Genomic DNA, 25,573 nt, shown 5'->3' with positions numbered 1-25,573 from the left:
TGATCGAGGGAACCGCTGGCGGCCTTGGCATCCGGCCTCGGCCCGCGAGACGGCTGCCTTTCACGGTAGCGGATCGCGGCGCTCCTGTCATGGCACGCCGCACCGCCGGGGCGCTACGGCGACTTGCGGCGCATCGCCGGTTCCGCGGGAGGCTGGAAGCCGAGCTGCCGGTACAGGCCCTCGCCCTGACTGGAGGCGTGCAGGTCCACCGAGCGGATACCGCGATCGTCGAACCACTCGAGCAGCGCCTCCATGCACGCCCTGCTGAAGCCGCGGCGGCGCCATGCGGGGTCGGTCGAGACGTTGAAGACCCAGCCGGCCAGGCCGGTGGGGTTGTGCGGCGACGGGAGCCGCTCGGAGATCACCCCGGCGGCGCAGGAGGCCAGGGCGCCTGGAGTACCCGGCGCGTCGACGACCGTGACGGCCATCGTCGGCTCGGCTTCGCCGAGGCGCCGCTTCAGGATCACGGCCGTGCCCTCCTTCCAGCCGTCGTCGGGGCAGTCGAACCACTCCTCGAGCATGACCTGGCGGAGCCGGACGATCTCCTCGACGTCGTCGGCGGTGGCGAACCTCGCGATACCCATGCCCGAGAGGGTACTGTGGGGCACCGTGGCGCCCGAACCGTTTTCCGCCCATCGGGACGGACAAGTGGGCATCATGGGTTCCCTTGGGGCATAAAACATGCCATTATGTGCACATGGAACGTCCCCGCCCACGAGATCTGAGCCCCGAAGAACTCCGCTTCTTCCCGCAGCGCCCGGTCCGGTGGATGTCCCCGCGCACGCTCGCCGAGACCTCCGCCCGCTTCGGCCTCGCCCGGCTCCTCGGCGGCTACCTCGACAAGCGCGAGCTGTTCGGCTCCCGCGAGCAGGGCGTGTTCGCGCACGACGCCGGCGAGGAGCTGTGGCTCGACTACGTCGCCGACATCGGCGACGGCTTCGACTCCACCTACTCGATCGCCTACCTGACCGCGCAGAGGGAACTCGAGGTCGGCGGCGAGCGCCTGCCGCGCGGCTCGGTCCTCGTCATGGGCGGCGACGAGGTCTACCCGGCGGCGAACTGGCGCGAGTACGAGCACCGCATGAAGGGCCCCTACGAGGCCGCGAACCCCGCGACCCCGGTGTCGCTGTACGCGATCCCGGGCAACCACGACTGGTTCGACGGGCTCACCGCCTTCAGCCGCCAGTTCGTCGAGGGCCGCACCTTCGGCGGCTACCGGACCGCGCAGGCCCGCTCGTACTTCGCGTTGAGCCTGCCGCACAACTGGTGGCTGTTCGCCGTCGACGCCCAGTTCGACGCGCACCTCGACCGGCCGCAGCTGGAGTACTTCAAGCGCGCCGCCGAAGACCTCGGCCCCGGCGACCAGGTGATCCTGTGCGTGCCGCAGCCCTCGTGGGTGTGGACCGAGGACGACCCGCGCTCCTACGACCGCATCGACCACTTCATCCGCGACGTCATCGCCGACCGCAAGGCCGACGTGCCGCTCATCCTCACCGGCGACCGGCACCACTACGCGCACTACGCCGAGATCGACGGCAAGCGGCACCTGGTGACCGCGGGCGGCGGCGGGGCCTACCTGTCGCCGACGCACAACCTGCCCGCGCGGCTGACCGCGCCGCGCAAGTCCATCAGCGAACCCGATGCGGCCCAGCGCGAATACCAGCTCGCGCACACCTACCCGAGCCAGCCGCGGTCCCTCGGTTACGCCTTCGGGATCTTCGGGCGCCTGCCGCTGCTGAACAAGGGCTTCACGCTCTTGATGAGCGTCATCATGCTCATCGGGACCGTGTCCATATTGGAAGGCACTGGGCCGTTCGTGGCCGTGGCGGCGGTGCTCCTGGCCGCCGGGGTCGGCTTCGCGCACCCCGGCCAGGGCGCCAGGGGCGTGCGGCACTACCTGCTCGGGCTCTCGCACGGGGCGGCGCAGCTGGGCCTGGCCTGGGCCGGGGCGCAGGCGGTCAAGGCGATGCCGTGGCCGGACTTCTGGGCGTTCGCGGCCTACTTCCCGGTCGCCGGGCTCGTCTCCACCTGGCTGGTGGGCCTGTACCTGGTGGTCGCCAACCGCTTCGGCGTCAACGCCAACGAGCTGTTCGCCGGTCTGTCCATCATCGACCAGAAGTGCTTCCTGCGGATCAGGATCGGCCCCGACGGGGCCACGGTCTACCCGATCGGGCTCGACCGATCCGGCCGCCAGTGGGCCGCCGATCCCGAAGGGGCCCCAGCCGACTCGTGGATCAAACCGGTCGAGCCGCTGCGCCCGCGCCTGATCGAGCCGGGCTTCAAGGTCCCGCAGGCGGGCCCGAGCCGGGCCTCGCTGCCGTCGCAGAACCCGGTGCGGCGGCTCGTCGCCCAGGCGGGGGAGTGGCTCGGCAGGGACGATTGACACCGCCCGAAACCGTTGTTAGCGTTTGCCTCATGAGTGCTCCCGGGTCGGCCCGCCCCACCTCGTTCCCGCTGCGGATGCCCCGGATGCCGCTCCACGACCCGTACGTCGTCGCCGACGCCGAGAGCGGGCTCTACCACCTGTACACCGCCGCCCAGGGCCTCGGCACCGGTGTCGGCACCATGGTCTACCGCTCCGAGAACCTCCGCGACTGGGCCGAACCGGTCCCGGTGTTCCTCGTCGACGATCAAGACGAGCCCTGGGCGAGGCACGGCGCGTGGGCGCCGGAGGTCCACCGCTGGAAGGACGCCTGGTACCTGTTCACCACGCTCCACGACGAGGACGCGGTGCTCGAGGTGCCCCCGCCCGACCGCTACGGCCTGCCGGTCCCGCTTCCGGGCCACCGCCGCTCGACGGTCACGGCCGTCGCCGACTCGCTCACCGGGCCGTTCCGGATGCTCAAGCCCGAGGCGCCGATCCTCCCGGCCGAGCTGATGACGCTCGACGGGACCCTGTTCGTCGACGACGAGGGCCGGCCGTGGATGGTCTACGCGAACGAATGGCTCCAGCGCGTCGACGGCACCGTCGAGGCGTTCCCGCTCACCGAGGGCCTCGACGCGGTCGCCGGAGCGGCCGTCATGCTGTTCAAGGGCTCCGACGCCGCCTGGATCACCCGCGAGCTGCCCGCCGGGGTGCCGTACCAGCTCGCGCCCTACGTCACCGACGGGCCGCAGCTGTACCGCACCCCCTCGGGCGCGCTGGTGTGCCTGTGGTCGACCTACGAGAAGAACCGCGCCTCGGGCGGCCGGATCGACGGCGAGTACGTGCAGACCTACGCCGTCGCCGCCAGCGGCGCGCTCGAAGGCCCTTGGGCGCAAGGCGAACCGCTCGTGCGCGGCGACTCGGGGCACGGGATGCTCTTCACCGACTTCGAAGGGCGGCTGATGATGGTGCTGCACCGCCCCTTCACGAACGCCCGCGGCAAGCTGTACGAGATGGAACTGTCCGACGAGGGGCTGCGGGTCGTGCGCCAGTGCACCGAGCTCGACGGCGACGCCTGAATCCCCCGTGCGGTTCCGGCGGCCGGTCTTCCTCCCGGCCGCCGCATTATGTAAAATCAATTTACATATCTCGATATCGTGTCTTGGGCACCCACCCGGCACCGTCCAGGCTCCCTTGACGAACGACTCTCCCAATGGAGCGATCATGCATACGAACACCCTCTCCGTTCGCGCCCGCCGACGGGCGGGCCTCCTGGTGGGCGCCGTCGGCGCCGCCCTCGCCGTCGTCGCGGCGATGGTCACGGTCACTTCCGATGCGGCCGCGATCGAGACCGACACCTGGTACGCCATCGAATCCCGGCGCTCGGGCCTCGTCTTCGACATCGAGGGCGGCTCGACCGAACCGGGCGCCCAGCTCACCCAATGGGGCTACGGCGGCGGCGAGGTCGACGCCGACCTCGTCGTGGCCGCCGACGGCTCGGGCACCCACACCACCGTCCAGGCCGCCGTCGACGCAGCCTCGGACGGCTTCACCATCCTCATCGAGCCGGGCACCTACGACGGCAACGTGACCGTGCCCGGCGACAAGACCGGCCTGAGCTTCGTCGGCGCCACCGGCGACCCGACGGACGTGGTCATCACCGACGACCGCTGCGCCGCCTGTGACGACGGCTCCGGCGGCACCTGGGGCACCACCGGCAGCGCCTCGGTCACCCTCAACGGCGACGACTTCACCGCCTCGGACCTCACCTTCGAGAACGCCTACGACGAGGCCGCGAACGGCGACAGCCAAGCGGTGGCCGTCAAGGTCAACGGCGACCGCATGGTCTTCGACAACGTGCGCTTCCTGGGCAACCAGGACACGCTCTACGCCAACTCGCCCAGCGAGGACGAGGCCGGCAGGCAGTACTACCGCGACTGCTACGTCGAGGGCGACGTCGACTTCATCTTCGGCCGCGGCACCGCCGTGTTCGACGACTGCACCATCCGATCACTCGACCGCGGCTCGGACGCCGACAACGGCTACATCACCGCCGCCAGCACCGAGTTGAGCAACCGGTACGGGTACCTGTTCACCGGCTGCGACTTCGTCAGCGACGCCCCCGACGGCTCGGTCTACCTCGGACGGCCCTGGCCCGCGGGCGGGTCCGAGACGGCCCGCGGCCAGGTCCTGGTGCGCGAGTCGAACCTCGGCTCGCACATCCGAAGCGACCCGTGGACCGACATGTCCGGTCTGGACTGGAGGGACGCGCGCCTGAGCGAGTACGCCAACACCGGCCCCGGCGCGGGCGTGAACGACGACCGCCCGCAGATGAGCGATGCCGAAGCGGCCGAATACGAGCCGTCCGACTACCTCAGCGGCTCCGACGGCTGGGACCCGATCGGCTGACGCGGCGGGGGGAGGCGGGCGGCGCTGCCGCCCGCTACGCCTCGCGGTCGTTCGCGTAGTTCTCCAGGTACTCCAGCTGCTTCGGATCCAGGCTGGGGCGGACCCGCTCGATCGCCTGCTCCACATGCGAGGCCGTCACCACGGTGGCTTCGAGGGACTCGCGCATCGCCGTCAGCGCCGCCTCCCGCACCAGGGCCGCGCAGTCCGCCGCCGAGTACAGCCACAGCTCGTCCGCCACCTCGTCCAGGTCCACGTCGTCGGCGAACGGCACGTTCTTCGCGTTGGCCCGCAGGATGTCGGCGCGTCCGCTCGCGTCCGGCGGCGGCACGTACACCAGCCGCTCCAGGCGCCCGGGCCGCAGCAGCGCCGGGTCGATCATGTCCGGCCGGTTCGTCGCGCCCACCACGACGACGTCCCGCAGCGCCTCGGCGCCGTCCAACTCGGTCAGCAGCGCCGCGACCACCCGGTCGGCGGTCCCGCCGTCCGTGCCGCCGCCGCGCACCGGCGCCAGGGCGTCCAGCTCGTCGAAGAACATCAGCGTCGGGCTCGCCTGGCGGGCCCGGCGGAACAGCTCCCGCACGTTCTTCTCCGACTCGCCGACCCACTTGTTCAGCAGTTCCGAGCCTTTGACGCTCAACACGTTCGCGTGGCCCTCGCCGGCGACGGCGCGGACGATGTAGGTCTTGCCGCACCCCGGCGGCCCGTACAGGAGGATGCCCCGCGGCGCGTCGATGCCGAGGCGCGTGAACGCGTCCGGGTAGGTCAGCGGCCACAGCACCGTCTCGGTGAGGGTCTGCTTCAGCTCCTCCATGCCGCCGACGTCGTCGAGCGTGAGCCCGCCCAGCTCCACCGAGTCCCCGGCCATGCTGGAGGGGCGCACCGAGTCCAGGGCCGCGTCGAAGTCGGTGGTCTGGAGCGCCGTCGCCCCGCCGTCCTTGGCGCGCATGGCGGCCCGCACCCCGGCCTCGCGCACCATCGTCGCCAGGTCGGCCGCGACGTAGCCCGGCGAGCGGTGCGCCACCGACTCGAGCTTGACGTCCTCGGCGACCTTCATGCCGCGCGTGAAGTACAAGAGCAGCTCGCGCCGGGCGTCGGCGTCGGGCATCGGCACCACCACCTCGTGCTCGAGGCGGCCGCGCAGCTCGGTGTCGAGGTCGTCGACGCGGGCGGTCGTGCACACCACGGCGTGCCCGCCCGCGAGGACCTCCTCGACGAGCTTCTTGAACATCGTGCCCAGCGGCGTCGTGCGCTCGGCGGGCGCGATCGCCTCGGCGCCGGTCACCAGCAGCACTCCCGGTGCCCGCAGCGCCGCGACGGCGCTCCTGAGGCGGTCGGCGGCGGCGTTGGCCTCGATCGCCGCCAGATCCGGCCCGGCGACCTCGCTGACGCCCGCGCCGACCTCGGCGGCCACCGAGCGCACCACCGTCGCCTTGCCCGCGCCCGACGGCCCGGAGACGAGGACGCCGAGCGTCATGTCCGTGCCCACCACCGTGAGCACCTCGCGGTGGTTGAAACCCAGGTCGAGCAGTTCGCGCAGCTCCTCGGCGGGGATCCGCGCGCCCGCGAGCTCCTCGTAGGGGATGTGCGGCTCCCGGCGCGGCTCCTCCGCGCGCACCGGCGTCTCGGCCCGCGGCGGCGACTCCCGCTGCCGCACGGCCTCGCCGCCGGTCGGCACCGGCACGCGGGCCCGCTCGAGCTTCGCCACGCGCCCCAGGCCCGGCAGCGGCACGTCGATCGACGCGGGCGCCTCGTGCTCCCAGCGCACCAGCGTGTCCGTGGTGATCATCGCCGCCTGCGCCGGCTCGGCCTCGGTGACGTTGAGCACCATCGTCGTCCAGCCCATGCCGAGCGTGTTGTTCAGCGTCCGCCGCGTCGCCGAGACGATCTCCCGCTGGCCGTCGCCGATCTCGATCGGCAGGAGCGAGACGTCGTCGCCGACGCTGACGACCTTGCTCAGCAGCGCCAGCCGCAGCGTGTCCGGGTCGACGGCCGCGACCACCGACGCGGGCCCCGACAGCACGACCCGGTCGGCCGCGGCCAGCCGCGCCGGGCTCAGGCGCACCGGGTCGCCGTCCCTGGCGCCGATGTTGCCGAGCGTCAGGTCGTCGGCGTAGAGGGAGCGGCGGGACGCGTACCGGTCGGCCGCGAGTGCGATCGCCGTCGTCGTGCGCCGCGCCGCGATGTCCACCGCGTCGCCCGCCTGGAGTCCGAGGGCGGTCAGCACCTCGGAGTGGAGGCGGACGATGCCGCGTCGGGCGTCCAGCGCGGCTCGCGCTCTGGCGGCTGTGAGTGTGAGAGAACCAGCATCGGTCACACCGACCAGCCTATTACGCTCAGGCCGCACTCATCTACGGCTCCGCAGGCGTCGCCGTGGGTACTCATCTACGGCTCCGCAGGCGTCGCCGTGGGTACTCGTCCGCGGGCGGCCGTCCTCGGCCCGGCGGGGCCGCTACTCCTCGGCCGTGGCCAGGTCCATCCGGTAGATCGTCCTGCCGTCCTCCTGGAGGACGGCGGTCGTCGCGCCGTCGGCGACGAAGTCGCGCCAGCGCTCGCCCAGCCACGATTCGGCGTCGCCCTGACTGCCCAGGTCGGTGTCGGGCACTTCGAGGGCGTTGCCGTCGGCGTCTTCGATCTGCCAGGTCCAAGTCATGGCGTAACGGTACCGTAGGCGGCCCGACACGTCCGCCTCCTGCCGTGTTTGCCCGCAATGCGATCCGGGCCTACCAGTCGAAGCGGTCGCGCGGCGGGACGGTGGCGGGCGTGCGCTCCACCGGCGGCCGGGCGTCCGCGCGCGGGCGGCGGCGGAAGACCGCGCCGAGGGCGAGCAGGACCCACAGCGGCAGCAGGACGAGCCACATCCAGCCGGGGGAGACCGGCAGGACGGGGACGATCCACACGCCGCGATCGACGGCGTCGATGACCGCGAGCCCGCCGATGAGCGCGGTGAAGCCGCCGAAGGCGCCGAGCCCCGAGGAGAACCAGGAGCGGCCCGCCAGGATCCAGCCGAAGCCCCACAGGCCGATCGCGAGCGCCTCGTAGTCGCTGCGGCCCGACCACGACGCGAGCACCAGCAGCAGCGCCCCCAGACAGGTCGCGATGGCGGAGAACGTCATGGACATCGGCGGCGGCGGTTCGGGAGCCCGGGCGGCGCCGAACCAGCCCGCCCCGGTGAGGAACAGCAGCCCCGCGGCGAAGGCGACGGCCGCCTGCGCCTCGATCCGGTCGGTGAACTTGGCGCCGAACCAGTCGCACCCGGCGGGGACGCCGTCCCCGATCGCGTCGGTGCCGCAGTGCCACACCTTGAAGGCCTTCAGCGGTTCGGCCAGGATCCGCCCCGGCCCGGGGTCCTCGCACGAGGGCATGACCGCCGGCGTGGTGTGCCAGGCGGTCGGCTCGGCGAAGCAGTTGCCGTCGCCCTTGCCGTCCCACCACAGGTCGAGGCGGTTGCGGAAGCGGCGGCCGTCGTCGCGGTAGCCGAGCTCGTTGTCCTCGAAGCGGTTGCGGTGGGAGGCGGCGTCGCCCGCGCCCGGCTCGCCCCACACCATGACCGCGGCGGTCTCCTGGCCCCAGATGTGGTTGCCGGTGAAGGCGGTGTCGTTGCCGCCCGCGATGAGGACGCCGACGCCCACGGGCGCCGCCTCGGCCGGGCAGCGGCCGCCCGAAGACCAGTCGCGCTGCGTCGCTTCGACATCGCAATGTCCATTGGTGAGGTTCGCGTAGTGGTCGGCGTTGTTGTCGAAGACGCTGTTGCCGCTCGCCTCCAGGCGGTGGCCCTCCGAGGTCTCGGTGACGACCAGGCCGGTGGTGTTGTCGTGCAGGCGGTTCGATTCGAGGACGACCTCGCCGCCGCCGCCCTCGCGCAGGCCGATGAGGTTCTCCGCGGACTCGCAGCCGGTGACCTCGGCGTCGGTGTCGTCCACCGCGATGCCCGCGCCGTCGTTGCCCGACGCGGCGCACCCGCTCAGGCGCACCGCGGTCGAGTCGGACACGCGCAGACCGTCTCCACCATTGTGGACGGCCTTCACGCCGTCCACGGCGGCGCCTTCGGCGCCGCTGACGACCAGCCCGGCGCCCAGGCTCTGCCCGACGGTGAAGCCCTTGAAGTACAGGCCGGTCGAGTCCCTCGCCTCGATGACGGCCTCGGCCACGTACCGGACCGAGAGGTGGACGTCGTCGGGGCTGTCGCCGAGCCCTTCGATCTGGAGGTCCTCGGCGCCGTCGACGACGACGGTCTCCTCGAAGGCGTAGCGCCCCGGGAGGATCTGGATCCGCGTGCCGGGCTCCTCGACGGCCTCCAGTGCGGCGGCGAGGTCCCGGTGGCCGGTGTCGAGGCATTCCTCGAACAGCCGCTCGTTGACGATGCGCTGGTTGTAGGCGACCTGGTCGTTGCGCTCGGCGAAGGCCTCGGCGTCGTCGCCGCACACGAGCAGGTAGGGGCCGTCGCCGCGGTGCTCGGGTGCTTCGGCGCCTTGGGCGGCGGCCGGAGCGGCGGCCGCGAGCGCGCCCACGGCGGCGCCCGCCAGCGCGCTGAGTGCCACGGGCAGAAGGACATTGCGGGCATGCGGGGGCATGGCTCCAGGGTATCCCGCCCCGCATGTCCTGTACACGGGTGCGAACACGGCTGCGGCAGGCCGTTCTGGGAGAACGGCCTGCCGCAGGCGCAGTAGGCGCTTGGCCTGTTCTGCACTGTCGGCCAGTACAGAGAAAGGGAGAACCACTCACTCTACCGTGAGCGGTCCTCCCTCGCAGCACTTCGGTGCCGATCGACGGCTCGCAAGCTCGCCGCCGTGCGGAACCGACTTACATCATGCCCATGCCGCCCATGTCGGGAGCGCCGCCGGCCGGGGCCTCCTTCTCGGGGGCGTCGGCCACGACGGCCTCGGTGGTGAGGAACAGGCCCGCGATGCTGGCCGCGTTCTGCAGCGCCGAGCGCGTCACCTTGGTCGGGTCCGGGATGCCGGCGTCCAGCATGTTGACGTACTCGCCGGTCGCGGCGTTCAGGCCCTCGCCCTTGGGCAGGCCCTTGACCTTCTCGACCACGACACCGCCCTCGAGGCCGGCGTTCTCGGCGATGGCGCGCAGCGGGGCGCCCAGCGAACGCTGGACGATCTCGACGCCGGTGGCCTCGTCGCCGTCGGCCTCGACCTTGTCGAAGGCGGTGGCGCCGGCCTGCACGAGCGCGGTCCCGCCGCCGGGGAGGATGCCCTCCTCGACCGCGGCCTTCGCGTTGCGCACGGCGTCCTCGATGCGGTGCTTGCGCTCCTTGAGCTCGACCTCGGTGGCCGCGCCGACCTTGATGATCGCGACGCCGCCGGCCAGGCGCGCGAGGCGCTCCTGGAGCTTCTCGCGGTCGTAGTCGGAGTCGGAGTTCTCGATCTCGGCGCGGATCTGGCCGACCCGGCCCTGGATCTGGTCCTCTTCGCCGCCGCCGTCGACGATGGTGGTCTCGTCCTTGGTGATGACGACCTTGCGGGCGGTGCCCAGCATGTCGAGCGTGGCGCCCTCCAGCTTGAGGCCGATCTCCTCGGAGATGACCTGGCCGCCGGTGAGGATGGCGATGTCGCCGAGCATGGCCTTGCGGCGGTCGCCGAAGCCCGGGGCCTTGACGGCGACGGACTTGAAGATGCCGCGGACCTTGTTGACCACGAGGGTGGCCAGGGCCTCGGCGTCGACGTCCTCGGCGATGATCAGGAGCGGCTTGCCGGTCTGGGTGACCTTCTCCAGGGTCGGCAGGAGGTCCTTGACGGCCGAGATCTTCTGGTTGGCGATCAGGATGTACGGGTCCTCGAGGACGGCCTCCATGCGGTCCTGGTCGGTCACGAAGTAACCGGACAGGTAGCCCTTGTCGAAGCGCATGCCCTCGGTGAGCTCGAGGTCGAGGCCGAAGGTGTTCGACTCCTCGACGGTGATGACGCCTTCCTTGCCGACCTTCTCCATCGCCTCGGCGATGATGGCGCCGACGGTGCTGTCGCCGGCGGAGACCGAGGCGGTGTTCGCGATCTGCTCTTCGGTGTCGACCTCGGAGGAGGCGGCCTGGAGCTCCTCGACCACGGCGGTGACGGCCTTCTCGATGCCGCGCTTGACGGCGATCGGGTTGGCGCCGGCCGCGACCGCGCGCAGGCCCTCCTTCACCAGGGCCTGGGCGAGGACGGTGGCAGTGGTGGTGCCGTCGCCGGCGACGTCGTCGGTCTTCTTGGCGACCTCCTTGACGAGCTCGGCGCCGATCTTCTCGTAGGGGTCCTCCAGCTCGATCTCCTTGGCGACGGAGACACCGTCGTTGGTGATCGTGGGGGCGCCCCACTTCTTGTCCAGCACGACGTTGCGGCCCTTCGGGCCGAGGGTCACCTTGACGGCTTCCGCGAGGATGTTCATACCCCGCTCGAGTCCGCGGCGGGCCTCCTCGTCGAATGCGATCATCTTCGCCATTGCAGATGGCTTCCTTTCGGATAACGTGCGTTGTCGACGGTGAGGCGGCACCCGCGACGGTGGGCCGGCGTGAACGCGGCCCGCGAGCGCCTCGGCTCGCGAGCTTCGCGGTGCGCAGGCCCGACCACCTCATCGCGCGTTAGCACTCACAGTCTGAGAGTGCCAAGTCAGGTATAGCACTCTCGACTCGAGAGTGCCAATCCGGGGCGCGAAACAAGTGGCAGGCCCCGGCGCGCTCAGGCGCGCGCCCCGCCGGAGGCCTCGGCCGACAGGGACGTCGCCGAGACCGGCTCGCCCCGGCCCCGCAGCCACGCGTACGAGCACAGCGCGGCGGCCAGCGCCCACACCATCGGCACGAGCAGCAGCAGGGCCATGACCGCCTCGGTGGCGACGGTGAGGACCGAGGCGAGCCAGCCGGCGAAGACCGCGTGCCACAGGCCCGCCAGCAGCGCGCCGAGCAGCCCGATGGCGGCGTTGGCCGCGAAGACGACCAGGACGACGATGATCAGGCGGCCCAGCGCAGGCCAGAACGAGGAGTGCGTCAAGCGGATCGAGCGGGCGTAAGGGCTGCGCCGGTGCTCGAAGGTCGCGGCGGGCACCATGAGGCTCAGCGCGAACGCCGCCCACAGGCCCGGCAGGAGGCACAGCACGAGGCCGACCGAGACGGTGACCCACGCCAGCAGCAGCCACAGCCACAGCTTCCAGCCGCGGGCGAAGCCGAAGCCGAAGGCCTCCCCGAGGCTGAGGAAGCCGCCGGCGGCCTCGGCCGCCGCGGTCCTGGTCGCGGCCAGCGCCGCCGCCGCGGCGAGGTACAGCAGCACCAGGCCCAGCAGACCGCCGATGAACGCGGCGGGCCAGCCCGGCAGCGCGGACTGGGCCGCCTCCCGCCAGTCCTCGCCCTCGAAGGAGCGATCGGGCGAGGCGAGCGACCAGTAGGCGCCCAGGATCCAGCGCGGCAGGACCGCGCCGATGAGCAGGATGAGCCCCATCGACCGCCACGAGCGGGCGACGACACCGATCGAGGCGTTCCACCACGGGACGAAGGTGTCGGTCACCAGCGGGTCCGCACCGCTGAAGCGCCCCGACGGCTCGCCGGGCGTCTCGGCACTCCAGTAGGGATCGTCGCTCATAGCCGGATCGTAGAGGAGCGAACGCGCATAAGTGACGAATTACTGCACTGTTGTCCGGGTTTCACCCCCGCTCGCTCCGGATATCCCTCCGCCGCCCCACCCCACCGACTACCTTCAAGGTCGACGGCACCACACCGGTGCCGCCGTCGTGCGACGCCGGGAGCAGCGATGTCCAAAGGAGAGCGCGCCGTCAGCGATCAGCGGACCTTCTTCGGCCACCCGCGCGGGCTGGCCGTGCTCTTCGGCACCGAGATGTGGGAACGGTTCAGCTTCTACGGGCTCCAGGCCATCCTCGTCCTGTTCCTCATGGCCTCGCCCGCCGACAACGGCCTCGAACTCGCCGAGACCACCGCCGTCCCCATCGCCTCCATCTACACCGGCATGGTCTACCTGACCTCGCTGCCCGGCGGCTGGCTCGCCGACCGCCTCCTCGGCCCCCGCCGCGCCGTCCTCATCGGCGGCATCATCATCATGTGCGGCCACATCAGCATGGCCCTGCCCTTCGAGGGGCCCGCCACGGTCTTCTTCGGGCTCTTCCTCGTCATCACCGGCTCGGGCCTGCTCAAGCCCAACATCTCCGTCATGGTCGGCAGGCTCTACGACGGCGAGGGCGAGGCCCGCCGCGACGCCGGGTTCTCCGTGTTCTACATGGGCATCAACCTCGGCGCCTTCCTCGGCATCCTCCTCACCCCCTACCTGGCCGGGGAGGACCGCTGGCACCTCGGCTTCGGCGCCGCCGCCGTCGGCATGGCCATCGGCCTGCTGTGGTACATCCGCGGCTGGCCCCGCCTCAAGGGCACCGGCGTCGGCCCGAGCCGCCCGCTCGACGACGACGAGCGGCGCAAGGTCGTCAAGATCGTCGCCTGGTCCGCCGCCCTGGCCGTCGTCGCCGTCGTCGTGTGGGCCCTGACCGGGACGCTCACCCTCCAGACGGTCCCCACCGTCCTGACCGCCCTGTCGATCGCCGCCGCCGTCTGGTACTTCATCTACATCTTCGGCGCGGCCGGCGACATCACCCGCACCGAGATGGCCGGGCTGCGCGCCTACGTGGGGCTGTTCATCGCCGCGGTCGTGTTCTTCATGCTGTTCCTCCAGATGGGCAGCGTGCTCACCGCCTTCGCCGAGGACTCGGTCGAGCTGAGCCTGTTCGGCCTCCACGTGCCGGCCGGCGGCGTCCAGAACTTCAACTCGGTCTTCATCATCGTCTTCTCGCCGATCTTCGGCTACATCTGGCTCAAGGCCGGCGACCGCTTCGACGCGTCCAAGAAGTTCGCCCTCGGCGTCGGCCTCGTCGGCCTCGCCTACGCCCTGCTCGGCCTGCTCCAGGGCCGGGCCGACGACGGCGTGCTCGTGGCCCTGGGCTGGATGGCGCTGGTGTACCTGCTGATGACCTTCGGCGAGCTGGCGCTCTCGCCGGTCGGCCTCAGCGTGACCGTGCAACTGGCGCCGGCGCATCTCAAGGGACAGATGATGGGCGTGTGGTTCCTGGCCCCGGCCGTCGGCACGCCCCTCGGCGGGCAGGTCTACGCACTGTTGGTGCCCCGCATCGGCGAGATGGGCTTCTTCTACGTCCTCGCCGGGCTCGCCGTCGTGTGCGCGCTCGTGCTCGCCGTCTTCTCGCCCCGGCTCCGCCGGCTCATGGAGGCGGAGTGACCGACCGTATCCGGCCCGCTCACGGGCTTCGCTCCTGATTCAGGACCGACCGCTAGCCTGGGGGCGTGCCTGCTTCACCTTCCCCCCGAGACCGCGAGGCGCGCTGGCCCGAGCAGCTCACCGCCTGGGAACGCGCGACGAACACGCCCCTGTTCCTGCTCGCGCTGCTGTTCCTCATCGCCTACGCCGCCCCGATCCTCTACGACGACATGCCCGCCTGGGGCGAACAGGTCGCCACCCTGATCAACCTCGCGGTCTGGGTCCTGTACGCCGCCGACTACATCTGGCGGCTCGTCCTGGCCGGCCGGGGCAACCGGCTCCGCTTCGTTTACACCCACCCGCTCGACCTCGTCATGGTCCTCATCCCGCTGACCCGTCCCCTGCGGGTCGTGCGCATGATGCTCGTGATCGTCGAGGCGTTCAGCCGCCACGCCCGGACCTCGCTGCGCACCAAGGCCACCTTGTACATCACCGGCCTCACCGCGATGATCCTGTTCGTCTCCAGCCTGGCGGTCCTGGACGCCGAGCAGGGCGAAGCGGCCGCGCAGATCACCACCTTCGGCGACGCCCTGTGGTGGTCGGTGGTGACCGCCACGACCGTCGGCTACGGCGACCTCGTCCCGCAGAGTCCCTCCGGCCAGATCATCGCCGCGATGCTCATGTTCGCCGGCATCGGCCTCGTCGGCCTCGTCAGCGGTTCCCTCGCGTCCTGGTTCGTCAACCGGGTCAGCACCAAAGGCGAAGAGACCGCCCACACCGAGACCGCCGAGCTGAGCGAGCGCCTGGCCGCGCTCGAAGCGCAGGTCGCCGAGATCCACGCCGCCGTCGTCGACCGGCCCGCGAGCCCGACCGAGACGCCCAGGCAGCGCTAGCCGGGAACGTCGACGCTGACCTCGAAGCCGTACTCGACGCGCACCTCGCGGTAGACGACCCCGGCTTCGACCGCCTCGGGCAGGCGCACGCGACGGCTGCGTTTCACCCATCGCCTGCCGGGTTCGCCGTCGAAGGTCACCTCGGTGCGCGGCGCTTCACGAAAGCGCAGCTCCTCGGCCTCCACGACCGAGTCGAACTCGATGTCGGGGCCGGGTCCGGCTTCCCGCGCGGTCACGACGACCGCTTCCGGGCCGTCCGCTTCCGCGCCGCCTTCTTCGCGGCCTTCTTGGCCGTGCGCTCGCGCTTGCCCGGCTGCCGCTTCCGGGCGCGGCCGCCGTCCTTCGCGTCCTGTCCGTCCTCGCCGTCGGCGACGTTCTCGGCGGTCTCCGGCACGGACTCGACCGCCTCGCCGACGCCCTCCCCGGTGCGGTGCACCGCGTCGCCGACGCCTTCGCCCGTGCGCTCGAGGGCCCCGGCGGCGCCCTTCCCGGCGGCCTCGACCGCCTTGCCGCCGCTCTCGGTCACCGGTTCGACCGTCCGCTCGACCGCGGACAGGGCCTGCTCGAGGACCTGGGGGTTCCGGTCGACGGTCTCGAGGACCCTGGCGACGATCTCGGCGACGCGGTCGAGCCGCACCTTGAGCATCGCCTGCGCGTGCACGCCCTTGAGGTCGAGGTGCACCTTGCCGAGCACGACGTCCGCTCCCACGTTGAGCCTGACCAGGTCGAGCACCTCGACGCTCAGCGACACGCGGGCCCGCAGGTCCTCGACGTCGACGATGAGCTCCTCGACGTCGACCTGCGGCACGTCGAGGTACACGTCCGGCTCCGCCGACGGCCGGTCGATCGCCGCGCCGGCCTCGGTCCGCTCCCGGCGCTTCCCGTCCGCCTCGGTCCCGTCGCTCTTCCGTTCGCGCTTGTCCTTCGCGGGCATGTTGACGCTCCTGCCTCCCTGCTGTCACACAGAGTAATGGCCGTGAGGGTCCGGTGCCCGCCGATGAGCGATTCCGCCGGACCGGCGGCTAGCCCAGCTTCTTCTGGTAGACGCGCTCGTCGCAGAACTTGCGGTAGCCGACCGCTTCGTTGATGGCGATCATGTGCTCGTTCGACTCGGCGTTGCCGGTCCACACGTACCGCATCCTCGGGCGCCACTCGCGGACGCGCCGCTGGTTGGCGATCTTGAGGATCGTGCCGAGCCGGTGGCCGCGGAAGCGCGGGTCGACGATCGTGTCCGACTGGAAGCAGTGGTGCTCCCGGCCGCCCTCGACGATGATCGAGGTGAGCCCGGCGACGTCACCGGACTCGATGTGGCGCACCACGACATGAAGTTCCAGCTCGCCGCGTTCGCGCCGCAGCCGCGCCATCTCCAGGACGCGCCCGGCGTCGAAGTCGGCCTCCTGGAGGTCCCACTCCCCCAGCGGCATGTCGGTGTACATGCGGGCGTGCATGTACGCCATGCCGTCGAGCAGCTCGGCGGGCGGCTCGCCTTCGAACACGACGGTCTCGAAGCCCTCGGCCCGCTCCCACGCCGCGGCCCACAGCCGCTCGATCTCGGCGTCGTCGACCTTGTCGAGGTCGCAGATCCGGATCACGTTGTCGAGCGTGTTGCGGTAGCCGGTGGCCTCGGCGAAGCCGACGGCGGTGTCGCCGACGGGCACGCCGCCGGGTGCCGGGACGGGCGCCCACGTCGACAGGGTGGTGCGGCCGAGTTCGGCCACGCGGCGCTCCAGGTGCGCCAGCAGCGCCGAGCCGATGCCCTGGCGGCGGTGCTCGGGGTGCACTTCGAGGTCGAACTCGGCCAGGTGCGTGTTGTCGCGCACCGGCAGGTCGAGGGAGACCCAGCCGAGGGCCCGGCCGTCCCGGACGGCCGCCCAGCGCTCGGTGTCGGTGTCGGACTGGTGCTGGACCAGGCTCATCATGCGGCGCGTGGGATGCCAGCCCAGGGTGTCGCGCCAGTCGTGCCGCTCCACGGCCTCGCCGATGGCGAGCCAGGACTGCACCAGGCCGTGGTCGGCGGGGTCGATCGGGACGATGTCGAAATCCTTCATGCGGCGAGTCTCCCGTGGAGTGCAGGTGGCGGCAAGTCGATTTGCCTCAGGCGAGGTCCTTCTGGAACAGCGAGCCGAGGGCGCCCCGCCGGTAGCCGATCGATTCGTTGACGGCGATCATGTGGTGGTTGTCCTCGGCGTTGCCGGTCCAGATGCGCCGCATCTTCGGGCGCCAGTCGCGGACGCGGCGCTGGTTGGCGATCTTGAGGATCGTGCCGAGCCGGTGGCCGCGGAAGCGCGGGTCGACGATCGTGTCGCCCTGGTTCGCGGCGTGCTCGTGGCCGGCCGCGATGACGATCTCGGTGTAGCCGGCGAGCGCGCCCGTCTCGGTGTGGATCGCCGCGGCCTGGAGGTGCAGATTGCCCGACTCGCGTTGGAGGCGCACGCCGTCGCGGACGCGCTCGGCGTCGTAGACGACTTCGCGGATGTCCCAGTCGCCGGTGGGGGAGTCGGCGTAGACGCGGCCGTGGAGGTAGCCGATGCCTTCGAGGAGCGCCTCGTCGGGCGCGCCTTCGAAGAGGACGAGTTCGAAGCCCTCGGCCCGCTTCCACGCCTCGGTCCACAGTCGATCGACTTCGGCGTCGTCGACGTCGTCGAGGTCGACCACGCGCAGGCCCATGGTCATCGCGCTCGTGTAGCCGCGCCGTTCGAGGAAGGCGGAGCCGGGGTCGAGGAACGCCGATCCTTCGGGGACGGGGCTGCGCACGAAGGCGGTGAGGTTGGTGCGGCCGAGCTCGGCGGCGCGGGCCTCGACGTGGCCGAGCAGGGCCGATCCGACGCCCCGGCCGCGGGAGCCGGGGCGGACGCGGACGTCGAACTGGAGGTTGTGGGTGTTGTCCAGGACCGGCAGTCGCACTGGGGCGAAGCCGATCACGCGGCCGTCCTCGACGGCGACCCACTGCTCCTCGGCCCTGTCGCGCGGGTGCTGGACGAGCTCGAGCATGAGTTCGGTCGGCGTGGGCGGCGGCAGCGGGACGCGGTCGTGCGCGAAGACCTCGAGGGCGGCGTCGATCTTGGACTGCACCAGCTCGTGGTCGGTGTGGTCGAGGCGGACGATCGTGAAGTCGCTCATCCGACGAGTGTGTCCGGTCCCTCCGACAAAACGCAGGGAGGTACGGAATTCCAGTGCGCCAGAAGGATGACGGCGTCCATGGAGGTGCTCATGGAAGTGGCCGCGCAGCCGAAGATCCGGTTTCGCTGACAGATCGCTGCCGTTGGGGGACACTGAGGGGAGAAGTTGGTCGGGAGACCGCAGTCCCTGACACCGGCTGGCGCTGCTCGACACGTTCTAGCCCCAGGACTCGCAGTCAACCGGGTGAGTGGCGACAGGACAGCTGCGGCCTCCCGCAAGAAGAATTCTTACTCATTCAGTGAATACGGTCAAGACCCGATCTTCGCTTCTTTTTGTCGGGTAGCCGACACTTACCTTCCCATTGGTCACGCAGAGTGATAATTTTGGCGGTTCGGCAAGCGTTTTACGTCACCTCTGCTCAGGCCTCCAGCAGCCCCGCCTCGCGAGCCGATTTCAGCGAAGGTTTCACGGTGTGGGTCGGCCCCACCAGTGATGATACGGCGTCCAAAGTCTTCAGTCCATCACCGGTGTTGTAGATGACCGTCTCCGCCTCGGGGTCGAGCCGATCGGATTCCAGAAGCTTACGGAGCGTAGCGACGACCACGCCGCCGGCCGTTTCGGCGAAAATTCCGGTCGTAGAGGCGAGCAGCCGGATTCCCTCGCGGATCTCGTCGTCGTCGACCTTCGCCATGCCGCCGCCGGTCGACCGGCACGCCTCGATCGCGTACGGGCCGGCCGCCGGGTCCCCGATGTTGAGGCTCTTGGCGATGCCGGTGGGCTTGACGGGCGTGATGACGTCGGTGCCGGAGTCGAAGGCGTCGGCGATCGGGCTGCACCCGGCCGACTGCGCGCCGAAGACGCGGACCTTGCCCGGCTCGGTCAGGCCGATCTCGGCCGACTCCTCGAAGGCCTTGTGGATCTTGGTGAGCAGCTCGCCCGAGGCCATCGGGACGACGACCTGCTCGGGCAGCCGCCAGCCGAGCTGCTCGGCGACCTCGTAGCCGAGCGTCTTGGAGCCCTCGGCGTAGTAGGGGCGGATGTTGACGTTCACGAACGCGGTCGACTCGAACTCGTCGGTCTCGGTCAGCTCCGAGCACAGCCGGTTCACGTCGTCGTAGGAGCCTTCGACGGCGACCAGCTGCCCGCCGTAGACGGCGGTCTGGACGATCTTGCCCGGCTCGAGGTCGTGGGGGACGAACACGGTGGAGGGGATGCCGGCGCGCGCGGCATGGGCGGCCACGGAGTTGGCGAGGTTGCCGGTGGAGGCGCACGCGAAGCGGTCGAAGCCGAGCTTGACGGCGGCGGAGACGGCGGTGGAGACGACGCGGTCCTTGAAGGAGTGGGTGGGGTTGGCGCTGTCGTCCTTGACCCAGAGCCTGCGCATGCCGAGGGCCTTCGCGAGGTGCTTCGCGTCGACGAGGGGGGTGAGGCCCGGGTCGAGGCTGACGCGGTCGGCCGGGTCGATGCCGACGGGGAGGAGGGGGGCGTAGCGCCAGATGTTCTGCGGGCCGGATTCGATCTGCTCGCGGGTGACCCTGGTGAGCGCGGCCTGGTCGTAGTCGACTTCGAGGGGGCCGAAGCACTGCCAGCAGGCGTGCTGGGCGATCAGGTCATAGGTGGTGCCGCAGTTGCGACAGATGAGTCCCTTGGCCGGGCTGTCGGCGAACAGGCTGCTCTGCTCCGTGGACTGCGTGCTGCTTGAAGACATACGAGAAGGCTCCTCCCTCATCTTTCCCGCTGCGCGGGCCGGAATTGGCACCTGCCGGCGTTGCCGCCGGTGGTTGCCGCAGCGTCGTCGGGCCGGACCCCTCAGCTGCTCTGGATGAAGTACGAGCCGAATGCTACGGCCGCCCGAAGCTGGACTGCAACCGTAGTTCCACGAAGTGGAACCGGAGGGCGGTCACGAAGTGGAACCGGAGGGCGGTCACGAGGTGGAACCGGAGGTGCGGTCACGGCCTTCGCTCAGGCGGCCCGCTTCGTCGCGAGCCACACCGCTCGGGCGTCGGCCGTTCCCGCCACGTCGTGGACGCGCACGCCCCACGCCCCCGCCTCGAACGCCAGCACCGAGGTCGCCAGCGTCGCCGCCTCCCGCTGCCCCACCGGGCGCGGCTTGCCGCCCTCCTCGCCGAGGAGCGACCCCAGGTACGACTTCCGCGACGAGGCGAACAGCACCGGGTAGCCCAGCGCCACGAACTCGTGCAGGTGCGCCGACAGCCGCCAGTTGTGCTCGGCGGTCTTCGCGAAGCCGAGGCCCGGGTCCAGGACGAGCCTGCCCGCATCCACACCGGACTCCAAGGCCGCCTCGACGCGGTCCTCCAGTTCGGCCTTCACGTCCGCCACCACGTTGTCGTAGTGCGCCAGCCGCTGCATGTCCGAGGAGTGCCCGCGCCAGTGCATGAGCACCCACCGCACCCCGGAGTCGGCCACCACGCCGGCCATGTCCGGATCGGCCAGCCCGCCCGAGACGTCGTTGACCACGCTCGCCCCCGCCTCGATCGCGGCCGCGGCCACCGCCGCGCGCGTCGTGTCGATCGACACGGCCAGGCCCCGCTCGGCCAGCGCCGCCACCACGTCCACCACCCGCGCGATCTCGGTCGCCGCGTCGACGCGCTCGGCGCCCGGCCGGGTCGACTCGCCGCCGACGTCGATCAGGTCGGCGCCCTCGGCGGCCATCTGCTCGCCGTGGCCCACCGCGTCGCCGAAGTCGAGGTAGCGCCCGCCGTCGGAGAAGGAGTCGGGCGTGACGTTGAGGATCCCCATGATCTGCGGCCGGACCGGATCCGTGTCGTGTGGTGTGGTCACGAACTCGACGTTACTCGCGCTTCTCGGCCCGGCGAATCGGATTAAGCGAGGTCCGTGAGGTCCAGCACGTGCCACTGGCGCAACTCGTCCGAGCCGGTCGACCACCACAGATGCCGCGCGTCCGCGCCGGTCTCGCCCGCGGCCGAGGCCACCAGGTACGTCTCGGACTCGGCCAGGTCGAACAGCGTCACCCGCTGCGAGTCGCCGGTCTCCCCGGTCGACTCCTCAAGGGGTTCAAAGCGGTCGATGAGTCCGACGTCGGCCGAGACCGCCGAGGCGAAGCCTTCGGCGACGGTCACCCGCTCGGTCCCGTCTGGACGGACGAGGTCGATGCGGGAGCCGTCGGCGGCGGTCACGATGAGCCGGCACCACGTCGCCGAGCACAGCGCCAGCTCGTCGGTTCCGGCCGCCACGCTCACGCCCGAGCCGTTGTCGGTGCGCACCAGTTCGGCCCCGCCGAGCGAGTCGGATCCGGCGCTGGACAGCCACGGCCACGCGGCGGCCTGCCAGGCGCCGACATGGCCCACCACCTCGACCTCGCCGCCTCCGGTGCTCACCGAGCGGTGCTCGGTGATGCGCTCGGCGCTGCGGGCCGTCGCGAGCCAGTGCAGTTCCTCGGCGGCGAACTGGAGGTCGTAGGCGCTGCCGGCGAGCACCACGTCGCCGGTGTCGCCGGTGAGCAGCCGTGCCTCGCCAGGGGACCCGTCGGTGCCGCGGTCGGCGATCCATAGCTCGGAGACGACCCGGCCCGCCTCGTCGGGGCGGGACTCGATCCAGGCGAGGTGCTCCCCGCTCGCGGCGGCGGCGACCACGCCGGGGACGGCCCCGGGGGCGGCGACCACCGTCGCGGTCGGCTCGGCGTCGCCCTCGGCCTCGACGTACAGCAGCCGCCCGGCCTCGTCGGTGCCCAGCGCCGCCGTGTCGTCCAAGAAGGACATCGGCCGCCACGCCTGCCCGTCGATCGTGCCCGGCCACTCGGCGGGCGCCAGATCCCATGTCTCCCATACGGTCGGCGTGCCGTCTTCGGCCGGAGCGGTGGCGGGCTCGCCGCGTTCGGGGGCGGGCCAGGCCAGCCAGGCGAGGGCGAGCGCGACCGCGCCCGCCAAGGTCAGTCGCCTGTCCAGGGCCATTACTCGCGGTCGCGTCCCCGCAGCAGGTAGAACAGCCCGGCGGCGACGCCCGCGGCGGCGGCCGAGGGCAGCGCCAGCTTCGCGGCGCGACGGCCGCGCCGGTAGTCCAGCACCGGCCAGCCGTGGTGCCTCGCCTGGCGGGCCAGCCTGGCGTCGGGGTTGACCGCGATGGCCTTGCCGACCTTGCGCAGCATCGGCAGGTCGTTGGCCGAGTCGGAGTAGGCGGTGCACTGGTCCAGGTCGAGGCCGCGTTCGGCGGCGAGCTCGGCGATCCCGTCGGCCTTGGCCGGGCCGTGCATGAGGCCGCCGACGAGGCGGCCGGTGTAGCAGCCGTCGGCGACCTCGGCGATGGTGCCGAGCGCGCCGGTGAGCCCGAGCCGGGACGCGATCACTCCGGCCAGCTCGACGGGGCTGGCGGTCACGAGCCAGACCTCCTGCTCGGCTTCGAGGTGCCGTTCGGCCAGGCGCCGCACGGGGGCGAGGATCCGCGGGGAGATGTCGCGGTCGACGACCTCCTCGCACAGCTGCCGCATCTCGGCGACGGGGTAGCCGGCGACCAGTTCGAGCGCGGACGCCTTGACCGACTGGATGTGGCCGTGGTGCTCGGTGCCGCGGAACTTGAAGCTGGCCTGCTTCCAGGCGAACTGGGCGATGTCGCGGCCGGAGAGGACGCCGTGGCGGGCGAGGCCGCGCGCCAGCCAGTAGATGGAGGCGCCGTGCATGAGGGTGTTGTCGACGTCGAAGAACGCGGCCGAGGGCAGATGGGCCCGCTCGTCCTCGCCGGGGGCGTCGTCCTGGACGACGACGGTGTGGTGTCGCGGTTGCTCGTGGCCGCCGGCCCGCATGGCCGTGGGTCGGGTCACGCAGGAGGCGATGCTGGAAGCCTCGGTTTCAGACACTCTAGAAGCCTACCGGTCAAAAACAGACGGCCTGTAACGCCAGGACGCGAGCTTGGTGAATTTCCAGTGTGGGCCCAGTTACGCACCCCTTGGGGGGCTTGTCCCGGGCCTGCGGCCGGGTCAGCCGAACAGGTCCTCGACGATGCCGGAGAGCTCGTCGAGGGCGTCGTCGGGGTCCTCGCCCTCGACGTCGGTGTCCGTGCTGGTGGCGGGGTCGCTCACGGCGTCGGTGACGTCCTCGACGACGTCCTCGGTGAGGTTCGGTGAGGCGCCCTCCTGGGACGGCTCGGCCTGGGTCGGCGGCGCCTCCTCGGTGCCCTCGCCTTCGGTCTCGCCGGTGACGGAGGTGTCGTCCGAGCCCTGCTCGGACGGGACCACGCTCTCGGCGGCGCCGTCGGCGCACCCGCCGGGGACCGGCCCGAGCTCGTCGGCCGGCCCGCCGGGCTCGGTGCAGTCGAGCGACTCGCGCAGCTCCACCGAGCGCAGCGCCGCCTCTTCGACCAGGGCGATCAGCTCGTCCCCGGCGTCGGCGGCCTCGCCGTCCAGGCCCGCGGCGAGCTCCTCGAGCGTCCAGCGGTGCTCGTTGGTGAACAGGTCGATGTAGTCCAGCGGCGCGGCCTCGCCGTTCTCGACGGCCAGTTCGCCGAGGAGCACGGTGCCGGCGCGCAGTTCGTCGGCGGCCTCGTGCAGCGCCCCCGCGGCGGCGTCCTCGTCGTGGGCGAGCGCGGCGGCCTCCTCGATGCGGGTGCCCGCGAACTCGAGGTGCAGCTGGGCGCGCCCGAGGTCGTTGCCGGCGAGCGCGAGCTGCGCGCGCTCGGTGGAGCGTTTGACGTTGTACAGCGTCTCGCCCGGCAGCGCGTCGCCGGAGGCGGCGGAGACGCCGGAGACGGCGACGGTGCCGGTGAGCAGCGCGGCGACGACGGCGAGACGCCTGCCGCCGCGCGGGCGGCGGGGGAACAGCTCGTCGAGGACCGGCGCCTTCTCGGAGTCGGGGACGGCGGCACTGGCCCGGTGGCGGGCGGTGACGCCGATCCCCTCGTCGGCGGCGACGGCCATGAGGCGGCGGCGCGTGGCGTCCTGCCAATCGGCCGACGGCCTCATCGTGGCGTTCATCTGGTCGCCGAGGTCGTGGAGGCGTTCGGTGACGCCGACGAGCTCGACGAGTGCTTCCTCTGACGCACCCGATGCGTGAGCGTCATCGCTCGAATGAGGGAGGGTCGGACCGTCGGAATCAAGCTGACGCGCGAATTCCTCCGCGCGCCGGCGTTCCAAAGGGTTGTAGATCACCGGGCACACCCCCTCTCACTGCGTGGATCCTGCTCCTGTACTTAGAACAACGCACGAATAGCCCCTGAGGTTACGGCCGCCATGGCGATGCCTGCGAAACATGAATTCGGTTCGAGTCGTGCCGGGGTCGGCCTCTGCTTCGGTCCGATGGTGTTCGTCGGCCACGGCGGGGTCCGGACCGTGACGGCGTGTGCGCGCCGCGCACCGGCTCTGGCCGGCCGATGCGCCCCGCGGCCGCGGGCTCCCGCCCTGGCGAACGGTCGAGTGTCGGGTACCCGACAGTTGCGTCGTGGGCCGAGGGGCCGCGGCCGCTTCAGCCGCGGAACCCCTCCGGCAGCAGCCGCGCGAGGGTGCGCACGGCCCGGTACTGGAGCGCCTTGACCGCGCCCTCGTTCTTGCCCATGGTGCGGGCGGTCTCGGCGACGGTGAAGCCCTGGAGGAACCGCAGGACGATGCACTCCTGCTGGTCGGGGTTGAGCTTCTTGACCGCGGTCAGGAGCGTGGCGTTGGTGAGCTTCTCCAGCGCCGCGGTCTCCGGCGAGGTGGACGGGTCGGTTTCGGGGGAGTCGGCGCCGAGCACGTCGGGCTTGGCGATCTCCAGGCGGTAGCGACCGGACTTGAAGTGGTCGACCACCAGGTTCCGCGCGATCGTCACGAGCCACGCCCCGAAGGCCCGACCCTGCCAGCTGAAGCTGGAGATCCGCCGCAGCGCGCGCAGGAAGGTCTCGGAGGCGAGGTCCTCGGCGAGCTGGGCGTTGTTGACGCGGAAGTAGATGTATCGGTAGACCGTCTCGTTGTAGCGGTCGTAGATCTCGCCGAAGGCCGAGGAGTCGCCCGCCTGGGCCCTGGCGACCAGGGCCGCCACCTCCTCGCCGTCGACCTGCTCCTCCGGTTCGCGGCGGTGCTTGCCGCCGCGCGTCCGCGCCGTCTCGGCCGTGTCCGGAGCGGAGCGTCCGACGCGGACGGAGTGCTGTTCGGCCGTGCCGGTGTCCAGGCTCAGGACCGCCCAGAGGGCGTGGCGGAGCCGCTCCAGAGGCGGCGCCGCGGTGAGCGACAGGGCCCCGGCGATCGCGCCGCCATGAAGAAAGGGGACGGTATCTGCTGTGTGCGTTGCGAATCGATGGCTTGCGAGTGTTGCCATTGCTGGTGCAATACCGGGCACTATTGGCCTCCTCGTGTGAGGGGTCGGGCCGAGTCATGCGATCGGGTCCCGCAGGGACTGACCCGCCTGATTCTAGGAATCGCAATGGCACTCCAGAGGGATTTGGAGTCGGCGTGTCGCAATGAGTGACGGCCGCCCGCACGCCGATGTCGGTCTTCGAAGCCGCGTTCGGCGTACCCTTCCTCGCGGGGGCGGAATCCCACCATTACCTCCCCATATGTTCAACGGCCCGGTGTCCCGGACCTGATCTGAACCAATGGTGACGGAGAAATGACAGAGGGTGTCGCACAGGTTGTGCGATCTTGGAGCCGACCCGCG

The 25,573-nt window shown here is 71.3% G+C and carries 21 protein-coding genes and 1 riboswitch; of the genes, 5 read left to right on the top strand and 16 right to left on the bottom strand.

Annotated features, from left to right (window positions below; all coding sequences use genetic code 11):
- Positions 1-113: 113 nt before the first annotated feature.
- Positions 114-584, bottom strand: a complete 471-nt coding sequence (locus tag YWW_RS0109930; RefSeq protein WP_026930000.1) for a GNAT family N-acetyltransferase — start codon at positions 582-584, stop codon at positions 114-116.
- 113 nt (positions 585-697) lie between these two features.
- Here YWW_RS0109930 and YWW_RS29465 point away from each other — a divergent pair, with 113 nt between their 5' ends.
- The 3 genes from YWW_RS29465 to YWW_RS29460 all read left to right on the top strand — a co-directional run bounded on the left by YWW_RS29465 (position 698) and on the right by YWW_RS29460 (position 4,774).
- Positions 698-2,383: a metallophosphoesterase family protein gene (locus YWW_RS29465; RefSeq protein WP_155830080.1), complete on the top strand. Its 1,686-nt coding sequence runs from the start codon at positions 698-700 to the stop codon at positions 2,381-2,383.
- A 32-nt stretch (positions 2,384-2,415) separates the two neighbouring features.
- A complete protein-coding gene (locus tag YWW_RS0109920) occupies positions 2,416-3,444 on the top strand; it encodes a glycoside hydrolase family 43 protein (RefSeq protein WP_026929999.1) in 1,029 nt (342 codons plus the stop codon).
- 145 nt (positions 3,445-3,589) lie between these two features.
- Positions 3,590-4,774, top strand: a complete 1,185-nt coding sequence (locus YWW_RS29460) for a pectinesterase family protein (protein ID WP_211228499.1) — start codon at positions 3,590-3,592, stop codon at positions 4,772-4,774.
- A gap of 34 nt (positions 4,775-4,808) precedes the next feature.
- On the opposite strand, the gene YWW_RS0109910 is transcribed toward YWW_RS29460, so the two are convergent.
- From YWW_RS0109910 to YWW_RS0109890, 5 genes are all read right to left on the bottom strand, one after another.
- On the bottom strand, positions 4,809-7,088 hold the full coding sequence (locus YWW_RS0109910) for an AAA family ATPase (protein ID WP_035696626.1): 2,280 nt from the start codon (positions 7,086-7,088) through the stop codon (positions 4,809-4,811).
- Positions 7,089-7,223: 135 nt separating this feature from the next.
- Positions 7,224-7,424, bottom strand: coding sequence for a hypothetical protein (locus YWW_RS0109905; RefSeq protein WP_026929997.1), 201 nt, complete (start codon positions 7,422-7,424; stop codon positions 7,224-7,226).
- 70 nt (positions 7,425-7,494) lie between these two features.
- A complete protein-coding gene (locus tag YWW_RS0109900; protein WP_155830078.1) occupies positions 7,495-9,312 on the bottom strand; it encodes a right-handed parallel beta-helix repeat-containing protein in 1,818 nt (605 codons plus the stop codon).
- Positions 9,313-9,574: 262 nt separating this feature from the next.
- A complete protein-coding gene (gene groL, locus YWW_RS0109895) occupies positions 9,575-11,200 on the bottom strand; it encodes a chaperonin GroEL (protein WP_026929995.1) in 1,626 nt (541 codons plus the stop codon).
- A 236-nt stretch (positions 11,201-11,436) separates the two neighbouring features.
- Positions 11,437-12,330, bottom strand: coding sequence for a hypothetical protein (locus tag YWW_RS0109890; protein ID WP_026929994.1), 894 nt, complete (start codon positions 12,328-12,330; stop codon positions 11,437-11,439).
- Positions 12,331-12,498: 168 nt separating this feature from the next.
- On the opposite strand from YWW_RS0109890, the gene YWW_RS0109885 reads away from it, so the two are divergent.
- Together YWW_RS0109885 and YWW_RS0109880 are read left to right on the top strand one after the other, a co-directional pair.
- A complete protein-coding gene (locus tag YWW_RS0109885; protein WP_026929993.1) occupies positions 12,499-13,983 on the top strand; it encodes a peptide MFS transporter in 1,485 nt (494 codons plus the stop codon).
- Between the two features lie 65 nt (positions 13,984-14,048).
- Positions 14,049-14,855, top strand: a complete 807-nt coding sequence (locus YWW_RS0109880; RefSeq protein ID WP_026929992.1) for a potassium channel family protein — start codon at positions 14,049-14,051, stop codon at positions 14,853-14,855.
- On the opposite strand, the gene YWW_RS36420 is transcribed toward YWW_RS0109880, so the two are convergent.
- From YWW_RS36420 to YWW_RS29435, 10 genes are all read right to left on the bottom strand, one after another.
- Entirely contained in the window at positions 14,852-15,091 is a 240-nt protein-coding gene (locus tag YWW_RS36420) for a hypothetical protein (RefSeq protein WP_051325608.1), read from the bottom strand. The genes YWW_RS0109880 and YWW_RS36420 overlap by 4 nt on opposite strands.
- Positions 15,088-15,789: a hypothetical protein gene (locus YWW_RS29455; RefSeq protein WP_051325607.1), complete on the bottom strand. Its 702-nt coding sequence runs from the start codon at positions 15,787-15,789 to the stop codon at positions 15,088-15,090. The genes YWW_RS36420 and YWW_RS29455 overlap by 4 nt, the downstream gene beginning before the upstream one ends.
- 88 nt (positions 15,790-15,877) lie before the next feature.
- The gene (locus YWW_RS0109865; RefSeq protein ID WP_026929990.1) at positions 15,878-16,903 is read right to left on the bottom strand and encodes a GNAT family N-acetyltransferase; all 1,026 of its coding nucleotides are present in this window, start codon (positions 16,901-16,903) and stop codon (positions 15,878-15,880) included.
- A gap of 46 nt (positions 16,904-16,949) precedes the next feature.
- Positions 16,950-17,975 carry a GNAT family N-acetyltransferase gene (locus YWW_RS0109860; protein WP_026929989.1) on the bottom strand — a complete coding sequence of 342 codons (1,026 nt, stop codon included), beginning with the start codon at positions 17,973-17,975 and terminating at the stop codon, positions 16,950-16,952.
- 418 nt (positions 17,976-18,393) lie between these two features.
- Complete coding sequence (thrC, locus tag YWW_RS0109855) at positions 18,394-19,683, bottom strand: threonine synthase (protein WP_026929988.1); 1,290 nt, start codon at positions 19,681-19,683, stop codon at positions 18,394-18,396.
- Between the two features lie 14 nt (positions 19,684-19,697).
- Positions 19,698-19,804, bottom strand: a riboswitch (SAM riboswitch).
- A gap of 133 nt (positions 19,805-19,937) precedes the next feature.
- The gene (gene folP, locus YWW_RS29450) at positions 19,938-20,735 is read right to left on the bottom strand and encodes a dihydropteroate synthase (RefSeq protein WP_035696616.1); all 798 of its coding nucleotides are present in this window, start codon (positions 20,733-20,735) and stop codon (positions 19,938-19,940) included.
- An 83-nt stretch (positions 20,736-20,818) separates the two neighbouring features.
- On the bottom strand, positions 20,819-21,907 hold the full coding sequence (locus YWW_RS0109840; protein ID WP_026929987.1) for a hypothetical protein: 1,089 nt from the start codon (positions 21,905-21,907) through the stop codon (positions 20,819-20,821).
- On the bottom strand, positions 21,907-22,806 hold the full coding sequence (locus YWW_RS29445; RefSeq protein WP_245595393.1) for an HAD family hydrolase: 900 nt from the start codon (positions 22,804-22,806) through the stop codon (positions 21,907-21,909). The genes YWW_RS0109840 and YWW_RS29445 overlap by 1 nt, the downstream gene beginning before the upstream one ends.
- A gap of 120 nt (positions 22,807-22,926) precedes the next feature.
- Complete coding sequence (locus YWW_RS33960) at positions 22,927-23,919, bottom strand: DUF5667 domain-containing protein (protein ID WP_155830076.1); 993 nt, start codon at positions 23,917-23,919, stop codon at positions 22,927-22,929.
- Positions 23,920-24,406: 487 nt separating this feature from the next.
- A complete protein-coding gene (locus tag YWW_RS29435) occupies positions 24,407-25,234 on the bottom strand; it encodes an ECF subfamily RNA polymerase sigma factor, BldN family (RefSeq protein ID WP_081687325.1) in 828 nt (275 codons plus the stop codon).
- Positions 25,235-25,573: the final 339 nt, after the last annotated feature.

This window comes from Glycomyces tenuis DSM 44171, assembly GCF_000427885.1.
GTDB lineage: Bacteria > Actinomycetota > Actinomycetes > Mycobacteriales > Micromonosporaceae > Glycomyces > Glycomyces tenuis.
Note: the sequence above shows the minus strand (reverse complement) of the source record. Positions and strands in the feature narration are given on the sequence as shown.

Excerpts from the sequence above, each read along its gene's own strand:
- YWW_RS0109930 (WP_026930000.1), bottom strand. The coding sequence starts at position 584 with ATGGGTATCGCGAGGTTCGCCACCGCCGACGACGTCGAGGAGATCGTC.
- YWW_RS29465 (WP_155830080.1), top strand. The coding sequence starts at position 698 with ATGGAACGTCCCCGCCCACGAGATCTGAGCCCCGAAGAACTCCGCTTC.
- YWW_RS0109920 (WP_026929999.1), top strand. The coding sequence starts at position 2,416 with ATGAGTGCTCCCGGGTCGGCCCGCCCCACCTCGTTCCCGCTGCGGATG.
- YWW_RS29460 (WP_211228499.1), top strand. The coding sequence starts at position 3,590 with ATGCATACGAACACCCTCTCCGTTCGCGCCCGCCGACGGGCGGGCCTC.
- YWW_RS0109905 (WP_026929997.1), bottom strand. The coding sequence starts at position 7,424 with ATGACTTGGACCTGGCAGATCGAAGACGCCGACGGCAACGCCCTCGAA.
- groL (WP_026929995.1), bottom strand. The coding sequence starts at position 11,200 with ATGGCGAAGATGATCGCATTCGACGAGGAGGCCCGCCGCGGACTCGAG.
- YWW_RS0109890 (WP_026929994.1), bottom strand. The coding sequence starts at position 12,330 with ATGAGCGACGATCCCTACTGGAGTGCCGAGACGCCCGGCGAGCCGTCG.
- YWW_RS0109885 (WP_026929993.1), top strand. The coding sequence starts at position 12,499 with ATGTCCAAAGGAGAGCGCGCCGTCAGCGATCAGCGGACCTTCTTCGGC.
- YWW_RS29455 (WP_051325607.1), bottom strand. The coding sequence starts at position 15,789 with ATGCCCGCGAAGGACAAGCGCGAACGGAAGAGCGACGGGACCGAGGCG.
- YWW_RS0109865 (WP_026929990.1), bottom strand. The coding sequence starts at position 16,903 with ATGAAGGATTTCGACATCGTCCCGATCGACCCCGCCGACCACGGCCTG.
- YWW_RS0109860 (WP_026929989.1), bottom strand. The coding sequence starts at position 17,975 with ATGAGCGACTTCACGATCGTCCGCCTCGACCACACCGACCACGAGCTG.
- thrC (WP_026929988.1), bottom strand. The coding sequence starts at position 19,683 with ATGTCTTCAAGCAGCACGCAGTCCACGGAGCAGAGCAGCCTGTTCGCC.
- folP (WP_035696616.1), bottom strand. The coding sequence starts at position 20,735 with ATGGGGATCCTCAACGTCACGCCCGACTCCTTCTCCGACGGCGGGCGC.
- YWW_RS0109840 (WP_026929987.1), bottom strand. The coding sequence starts at position 21,907 with ATGGCCCTGGACAGGCGACTGACCTTGGCGGGCGCGGTCGCGCTCGCC.
- YWW_RS33960 (WP_155830076.1), bottom strand. The coding sequence starts at position 23,919 with ATGAACGCCACGATGAGGCCGTCGGCCGATTGGCAGGACGCCACGCGC.
- YWW_RS29435 (WP_081687325.1), bottom strand. The coding sequence starts at position 25,234 with ATGGCAACACTCGCAAGCCATCGATTCGCAACGCACACAGCAGATACC.